6 protein-coding genes are annotated in these 7250 nt (G+C 68.2%); 3 read left to right on the top strand and 3 right to left on the bottom strand.

What is annotated here, in order from left to right; genetic code table 11:
• Nucleotides 1–201 precede the first annotated feature (201 nt).
• The 3 genes from gshA to AC1DIX_RS23150 are packed head-to-tail and all read left to right on the top strand — an operon-like array spanning nucleotide 202 to nucleotide 3174.
• Entirely contained in the window at nucleotides 202–1758 is a 1557-nt protein-coding gene (gshA, locus tag AC1DIX_RS23160; protein WP_477327732.1) for a glutamate--cysteine ligase, read from the top strand.
• Nucleotides 1665–2681 (top strand): histone deacetylase family protein, encoded by a 1017-nt coding sequence (locus tag AC1DIX_RS23155; protein ID WP_477327730.1) that lies wholly within the window; start codon nucleotides 1665–1667, stop codon nucleotides 2679–2681. Before gshA ends, AC1DIX_RS23155 begins: the two co-directional genes overlap by 94 nt.
• 31 nt (nucleotides 2682–2712) lie before the next feature.
• Nucleotides 2713–3174, top strand: coding sequence for a GNAT family N-acetyltransferase (locus AC1DIX_RS23150; protein WP_477327728.1), 462 nt, complete (start codon nucleotides 2713–2715; stop codon nucleotides 3172–3174).
• Nucleotides 3175–3190: 16 nt separating this feature from the next.
• Here the strand turns inward: AC1DIX_RS23150 and AC1DIX_RS23145 are convergent, their stop codons facing one another.
• The 3 genes from AC1DIX_RS23145 to AC1DIX_RS23135 all read right to left on the bottom strand — a co-directional run bounded on the left by AC1DIX_RS23145 (nucleotide 3191) and on the right by AC1DIX_RS23135 (nucleotide 7232).
• On the bottom strand, nucleotides 3191–4495 hold the full coding sequence (locus AC1DIX_RS23145) for an MFS family transporter (RefSeq protein ID WP_477327726.1): 1305 nt from the start codon (nucleotides 4493–4495) through the stop codon (nucleotides 3191–3193).
• A 141-nt stretch (nucleotides 4496–4636) separates the two neighbouring features.
• Nucleotides 4637–5872, bottom strand: coding sequence for a sensor histidine kinase (locus AC1DIX_RS23140; protein ID WP_477327724.1), 1236 nt, complete (start codon nucleotides 5870–5872; stop codon nucleotides 4637–4639).
• Nucleotides 5862–7232, bottom strand: a complete 1371-nt coding sequence (locus AC1DIX_RS23135; protein WP_477327722.1) for a sigma-54-dependent transcriptional regulator — start codon at nucleotides 7230–7232, stop codon at nucleotides 5862–5864. Before AC1DIX_RS23135 ends, AC1DIX_RS23140 begins: the two co-directional genes overlap by 11 nt.
• Nucleotides 7233–7250 lie beyond the last annotated feature (18 nt).

Below are 7250 nucleotides of genomic sequence, written 5' to 3'. Positions count from 1 at the left end.
CCGGGAGCACCCTCGGCCGCACCCGCGGCGACACCCCCGGCAGYGCCTCCGGCCCCCCCGCCAGCCGCCGCTCCGGCCAAGCCCAGCGACACATTTCAGTAATAAAAACACCACATACTGCGGAATTGGGGGGTGCCCGGCGCGCTTGGCATTTTTCGGTTAATCTCTGCACCTCATCTGCAGTATAAGAAAGGAAACACCGTGTCGAATCAACTAACACGCCGCCTGGCCCTGCTGGACGACGATGCCCACCGCGGCCTGCTGTTGCAGGGCCTGCGCGGCATCGAGCGCGAAACCCTGCGCGTCGACAGCCGGGGCCATCTGGCACGCACGCCTCATCCGGTGCAACTCGGCTCGGCCCTGACGAATCCGCAGATCACCACCGATTACGCCGAAACCCTGCTCGAATTCATCACCCCGGCCGAGCACGACATCGGCCTGGCGATCAACCGCCTGGACGCCATCCACCGCTACGCCTACAGCAAGCTGGGCGACGAGATGCTGTGGAGCCAGTCGATGCCCTGCGACCTGCCGCCCGAGGAAGAGATCGAGATCGCCTGGTACGGCACCTCGAACATCGGCATGCTCAAGCACGTCTACCGCCGCGGCCTGGCGCTGCGCTACGGTAAGGCCATGCAATGCATCGCCGGCATCCACTACAACTACTCGCTGCCGGAACAGCTGTGGACCCTGATCGCCCAGAGTGAGGGCATCATGGAAGAGCGCCGCCATGCACTGCGCGACTTCCAGTCCGAGAGCTATATTGCGACGATCCGCAACTTCCGCCGCTACAGCTGGCTGCTGATGTACCTGTTCGGCGCCTCGCCGGCGCTGGCCAAGGGCTTCCTGCGCGGCCGTCCGCACCAGCTCGAAACGCTGTCCGACGACACCCTGTACCTGCCGTACGCGACCAGCCTGCGCATGAGCGACCTGGGCTACCAGAACGACGCCCAGTCCGGCCTGCGCCCGCACGAGAACAGCCTGGAAAGCTACGTCACTTCGCTGATGGACGCGGTCAACCGCCCCTACCCGCCCTACGCCGAGATCGGCACCAAGAAGGATGGCGAATGGGTGCAGTTGTCGACCAATATCCTGCAGATCGAGAACGAATACTATTCGACGATCCGTCCGAAGCGCGTGATCCGCACCGGCGAGCGCCCGGTACAGGCGCTGTGCAACCGCGGCGTGCAGTACATCGAAGTGCGCTGCCTGGACGTCGATCCCTTCGAGCCGGTCGGCATCGCGCTGGAAACCGGCCGCTTCCTGGACGCCTTCCTGCTGTTCTGCGCGCTCGAGGAAAGCCCGAAGATCAATGCGATGGAAGGACAGGTCCACGCGCGCAACTTCGCCCGCACCGTGAAGGAAGGCCGCCGCCCGGGCCTGACCCTGACCCGCGACGACCAGGAAATCCCGCTGCAGGACTGGGCGCTGGAGCTGATCGAGCGCATCCGCCCGCTGGCCGAACTGCTGGACAACGAGCACAATTACAAGGGCGCCCACCTCGATTCGCTCGAAGCCCAGAAGGCCAAGGTGCTGAACCCGGCGCTGACGCCCTCGCACAAGGTGCTGGAAGCGGTGCGCGACCTCGGCTCCTTCGCCAGATTCGGCCTGCAGTTCCGGGCAATGCCCGGAACGACGATGTCAGGCCACCGCACGGAGCCCCCTTGCTCACCTTTTACAACGAACACCACGCCCAACACGCCCCGCGTCATGAATCGGAAAAGCCCGAGCGGGCCGATCTCGTCGTTGCCGAGCTGAGCCGGCGTGGCCTGGGCCAGATCGTCACGCCGCACGGGGTGCCGCTGGTGTCGCTGGAGCGGGTGCACACGCCGCGCTACCTGCACTTCCTGCGCAGCGCCTGGAGCGAGTGGCTGCACCTCGATCCGCGCAATGCCGAGCGCGACGCCCTGCCCTCGGTATGGCCGATCCGCACCCTGCGCCACGACGTCGAGCCGGACAGTTTCGCGGCCCGCCTCGGCCTCTACTCGATGGATGCAAACACCCCGCTCACCGCCGGCACCTGGGTCGCGGCCAAGACCGGCGCCGATTGCGCCGTCAACGCGGCCCACGCGCTGCGCCTCGGCGAGCACGGCAGCTTTGCGCTGACCCGTCCGCCCGGCCACCATGCGGGCGCCGATTTTTTCGGCGGCTACTGCTTCCTGAACAATGCCGCGCTGGCGGCCCAGCACCTGCTGGACGACGGCCTGCAGCGCGTCGCCATCCTCGACCTCGACTACCACCACGGCAACGGCACCCAGAGCATCTTCTACCGCCGCAAGGACGTGCTGTTCGCCTCGATCCACGCCGATCCGCGCCAGGACTATCCCTACTACCTCGGCCACGCCGACGAGCTGGGAGAGGCGGAAGGCCTGGGCTACAACATGAACCTGCCGCTGCCGCGCGGCGCCGGCGCCGCCCAATGGTTCGCGGCGCTGGAGTCGGCCTGCCTGAAAATGTCGATGTTCGCGCCGCAGGCGCTGGTGGTGTCGCTGGGCGTCGACGGCTTCGGAGGTGATCCGCGCTCGCACTTCGCCCTCGGCAGTGCCGATTTTCTGCGCATCGGCGAGCGCATCGGCTACCTCGGCCTGCCCACCGTATTCGTGTTCGAAGGCGGTTCCGTGGTGCCCGAGCTCGGCATCAACGTCGTCAACGTCCTCGAAGGTTTCGAGACGGCGGCCTGAATCCGCAACAATTGTTTAAAGAAAAAAACAAATGATTACTTGGCAATGGAGCGGCTTCGACGGCCTGACGGTCGCGCAGCTGTATGCAATGCTGGCGCTGCGCCAGGAAGTGTTCGTGCTCGAGCAGTCCTGCCTGTACCCGGACATCGACGGCCTCGACCCAGGCGCCCATCACCTGCTCGGCTGGCGCGACGCCGGCGGCAAGCCGGAACTGGTGGCCCACCTGCGCTGCCTGGCGCCGGGCGCAAAGTATGAGGAGATGTCGATCGGCCGCGTGGTCACCAGCCCGGCTGCGCGCGGCGGCGGCCTCGGTCGCGAGCTGGTGGCGCAGGGCATCGCGCTGGCGCGGCAGCTGCACCCGGGCCACGCGATCCGCATCGGCGCCCAGGCCCACCTGGAGCGCTTTTATGCCGGCTTCGGCTTCGTCACCATCTCCGAACCGTATGACGAAGACGGCATCCTCCACGTCGACATGCTGCTGGCCGCAACCTGAGGCCGACTACTGCCGACTACTTGAGGTGGCCCGACTTGGCCGGGTCCGGCATCAGGAAGGCGACCAGGCAGGCAATCGCGCACATGATGCTGACGTACCAGTAGAAATACGGCTCGTGGCCGGCTTGCTTGAACCACAGGGCCACGAATTCGGCCGAGCCGCCGAAGATGGCGTTGGCGATCGCATACGACAGGCCGACCCCGAGCGCGCGCACCTCCATCGGGAACATCTCGGCCTTGACCAGTCCCGAGATCGAGGTGTACAGGCTGACGATCGCCAGCGCGCAGAGGATCAGGACCCCGGCCATCAGCGGGCTGCCGACGCCGCGCAGTCCGAACATGATGGGCGCGGTGAAGATCGTGGCCAGGCCGCCGAAGGCGATCATCGAGGTTTTCCGGCCGATGCGGTCCGACAGCGCGCCGAAGGCCGGCTGCATCAGCATGTAGACCAGCAGGCAGACCGTCATCACGCGGCTGGCCGTGAGGGTAGTCATGCCGACCGTGTTGACCAGGTACTTCTGCATGTAGGTSGTGAARGCGTAGAAGATCAGCGARCCGCCCGCCGTGWAGCCCAGCACGGTGACGAAGGCGCGCCCGTGGTGGCGCAGCAGCGAGCCGACACTGCCGGCCTGCTCGCTCTTGCGCTCCGATTCGGTGGTGGTCTCGTGCAGCGAGCGGCGCAGGTAGAGCGAGACCAGGGCCGCGGCGGCGCCGACCACGAAGGGAATCCGCCAGCCCCATGCAACCAGTTCGTCGTGCGACAGGAACAGTTGCAGGATGCCCAGCACCAGCAGGGCCGCCAGCTGGCCGCCGATCAGGGTCACGTACTGGAAGGAGGCGAAGAAGCCCTTCCGGCCCGGCTCGGCCACCTCGCTCATGTAGGTGGCGCTGGTGCCGTATTCGCCGCCCACCGACAGGCCCTGGAACAGGCGCGCCACCAGCAGCAGCGCCGGCGCCGCCGTGCCGATCGTCTTGTAGGTCGGCAGCATCGCGATCATGAGCGAGCCGCCGCACATCATCAGCACTGAAATCATCATCGAGTTACGGCGGCCGTAGCGGTCGGCGACGCGGCCGAACAGCCAGCCGCCCACCGGACGCATGAGGAAGCCGGCGGCGAAGATGCCGGCGGTGTTCAGCAACTGGGTGGTGGGATTATCTTTCGGAAAAAACGCCGACGAAAAATACAGCGCGCAGAAGGAATAGATGTAGAAGTCGAACCACTCGACCAGGTTACCCGACGAGGCGCCGACGATGGCGAAGACCCGCTGGCGTGAGGTCAGGTCGTGGATTGCATGCGCTTCTGATGTGTCCATTGTTGTCATTGCTTCCTCCGGGATGGTCCATCGAAACCTCGGCAGCAGCTGGACGACTTCCCGGATGGGTCCGCCAAGGCCAGCGCGGCCAGGCAAACTTAGCATAATAGCTATCCGCAAATCGTGGCGCGCAGGAGAGAGGCGGCCCGATCAGAAGGTGATCACGAAGCGCGCCCCGCGCCCCACCGAACGGGCGTGGCGCACCGTGCCGCCGTTCTCGTGCACCAGGTGGCGCACCATCGCCAGGCCGATGCCGCCGCCCTGTTTCTTGGTCGTAAAGAAGGGCGTGAAGATGTGCGCGGCCAGGCCGTCCGGCACGCCGGGACCGTCGTCGCTGACTTCGATGCGCAGGCGCGCGCCGCGCACCAGGCGCGCCGTGACCCAGGCATTGCCGGGCTCGCCCTGGCCGCCGGTGGCCTCGAAGGCATTCTTCAGCAGGTTGATCAGGGCCTGCTCGAGCTGGCCGGGGTCGGCCATCAGTTCCAGCGACGCTGGTTCGACCGAGAGGCGGACCTCGCCGCCGCGCGCGCGCCAGCCCGGGCCCACCAGCGCGGCGACGCGTTCGAACAGCGCATCCAGCCGCACCCGCTCGGGCCGCGCGGCCGGCACGTTGGACAGGCTGCGGTAACTGGCCACGAAGTCGACCAGGCTGTCGGCGCGGCGCCGGATCGCGTCCAGCGCGGTGCTCAGGTCCAGGCCCACGTCTTCCGGCAGCGCGCCGCGGAATTCGCCCAGCAGGCCATAGGCCGTGTGCGACAGCGAGGCCACCGGGGTCAGCGAATTCATGATCTCGTGGGTCAGCACGTGCACCAGCTGGCGCCAGGCGTGCAGGGCTTCGGCTTCGAGTTCGCTCTCGACCGGCATCAGGGCAGCCAGGCGCTGGGCCCTGCCCTGCAGCGTGATCGAGGACACCGCCAGCAGCGCACGCTCGGTACCGCGTTCGCTGTCGAAGTCGATCAGCGCGCGGCGCTCGCCCGGCTGCGCCGCCAGCTGGCGATACAGGTCGGCCGGATCGCTGGCGCGGCCCGGCGCCACCAGCTTGCGCGCATTGCCGTTCAGCGGCGCCACCTGGCCCTCGCCGCCGGCGCCGTCGATGCGGAACAGCGCCACCGGGGTATGTTCGAGGCGGGCTTCCAGCACCAGCGCGTTGTCGACCAGGGCCTGCTGCTCGATCGGCAGGCCGGGCGCGGGCTGCAGCAGGGTGCGCTGCAGGGCGGCCAGGCCTTCCATGCAGCGCCATAGCTGCAGCAGCAGCGGCAGCGCGGCCAGCGCGCACAGCACCGCCAGCCGCGGCGACTCGTGGATGATGCCGGCGCCGAAGGCCAGCAGGGCGATGCCGAAGGCGGACAGCAGCGCGCCGGCTTTCAGCCGGCCTTCAGATGCCATGCTTGCCCAGCTTGCGGTACAGCGCGGCGCGGCTCAGGCCCAGCATGCGCGCCGCCAGGCTGATATTGCCCTTGGCCTTGTCGAGGGCGGCGGCGATGGTCTCGCGTTCCAGCGCGCCGAGGCGGAATGCGCCTTCGTCGCCATCGCCCGCGGCGGCGGCGGTGGCGACTCGCGGGGGCTCCGCCGGCGCCGGCATCGCCAGGCCGAAATCCTCGTAGCGGTACTCTTCCCCGGCCGCCAGGATCACGGCGCGCTCGCAGGCATGGCGCAGGGCGCGCACATTGCCCGGCCAGTGCCATTCGCACAGGCGCTCCAGGGCGGTGGGCGCCAGCTCGCGCACCGGGCGCCGGTACTGGTTCTCGTACAGCGACAGGTAGTGGTGCAGCAGGCCGGGCACGTCGCCGCGCCGTTCGCGCAGCGGCGGCACCCGGATCACGATGGTGTTCAGGCGGAACAGCAAGTCGGGACGGAAGCTGCCCGGATCGAACAGGCGGCGTTCATCCAGGTTCGTCGCGCTGACGATGCGCACGTCGATCGCCTCCGGACGATCGGCGCCGATCGGCGTGACTTCGCGCCGCTCCAGCGCCGTCAGCAGCTTGGCCTGGCTTGCCAGCGGCATGTTGCCGATTTCGTCGAGGAACAGGGTGCCGCCGCGCGCCGCCTGGAAGCGTCCGGCGCGGTCGCTGCGGGCATCGGTGAAGGCGCCCTTGCGGTGGCCGAACAGTTCGCTCTCGAAGGTCGATTCCGGCAGCGCGCCCATGTCGACGGCCAGGAAAGTGGCGTCGGCGCGGCCGGATGCCGCATGGATCGCGCGCGCCACCAGTTCCTTGCCGGAGCCGTTCTCGCCCAGCACCATCACATTGGCTTCGGTGGGAGCCACGCTGGCGATCATCGCCTTCACGTCGCGCATCGCGCCCGAATCGCCCATCAGGCCACTGGTAGCGCCACCGCCGGCGGCCGCGGCGCGGCGCGCCAGCGCACTGTCGACGGCGGCGGCCAGGCGCGCATTGTCCCAGGGCTTGGTGATGAAGTCGCCGGCCCCGCGTTTCAGCGCCTCGACCGCCAGCGGCACGTCGGCATAGGCGGTCATGGCGATCACGGCGGGCGGATGCGCCAGCCCGCGCAGGCGGTCGAGCACCGCCAGGCCCTCGGCGCCGTCGATGCGGCCGGGGGTGAAGTTCAGGTCGAGCAGCACCACATCGGGCAACTGCGCCGGCACGCCGGCTTCGAGCAGACCGGCCAGGCGGGCGGGATCGTCGAGCGTCGTCACCCGGCCATGCCGGCGGCGCAGCAGCATCTGGGCGGCACAGGCGACGTCGATGTCGTCGTCGAGGATCAGGATGTGGGCGGTATCGGCCATTGTCTTGCCATTCTAGCA

The sequence above is a fragment of the Massilia sp. 05N420 genome (assembly GCF_056397205.1).
Note: the sequence above shows the minus strand (reverse complement) of the source record. Positions and strands in the feature narration are given on the sequence as shown.

What these genes read in the sequence shown, in the direction of transcription:
- AC1DIX_RS23135 (WP_477327722.1), bottom strand. Translation starts at nt 7,232, where the DNA reads ATGGCCGATACCGCCCACATCCTGATCCTCGACGACGACATCGACGTC.
- AC1DIX_RS23140 (WP_477327724.1), bottom strand. Translation starts at nt 5,872, where the DNA reads ATGGCATCTGAAGGCCGGCTGAAAGCCGGCGCGCTGCTGTCCGCCTTC.
- AC1DIX_RS23150 (WP_477327728.1), top strand. Translation starts at nt 2,713, where the DNA reads ATGATTACTTGGCAATGGAGCGGCTTCGACGGCCTGACGGTCGCGCAG.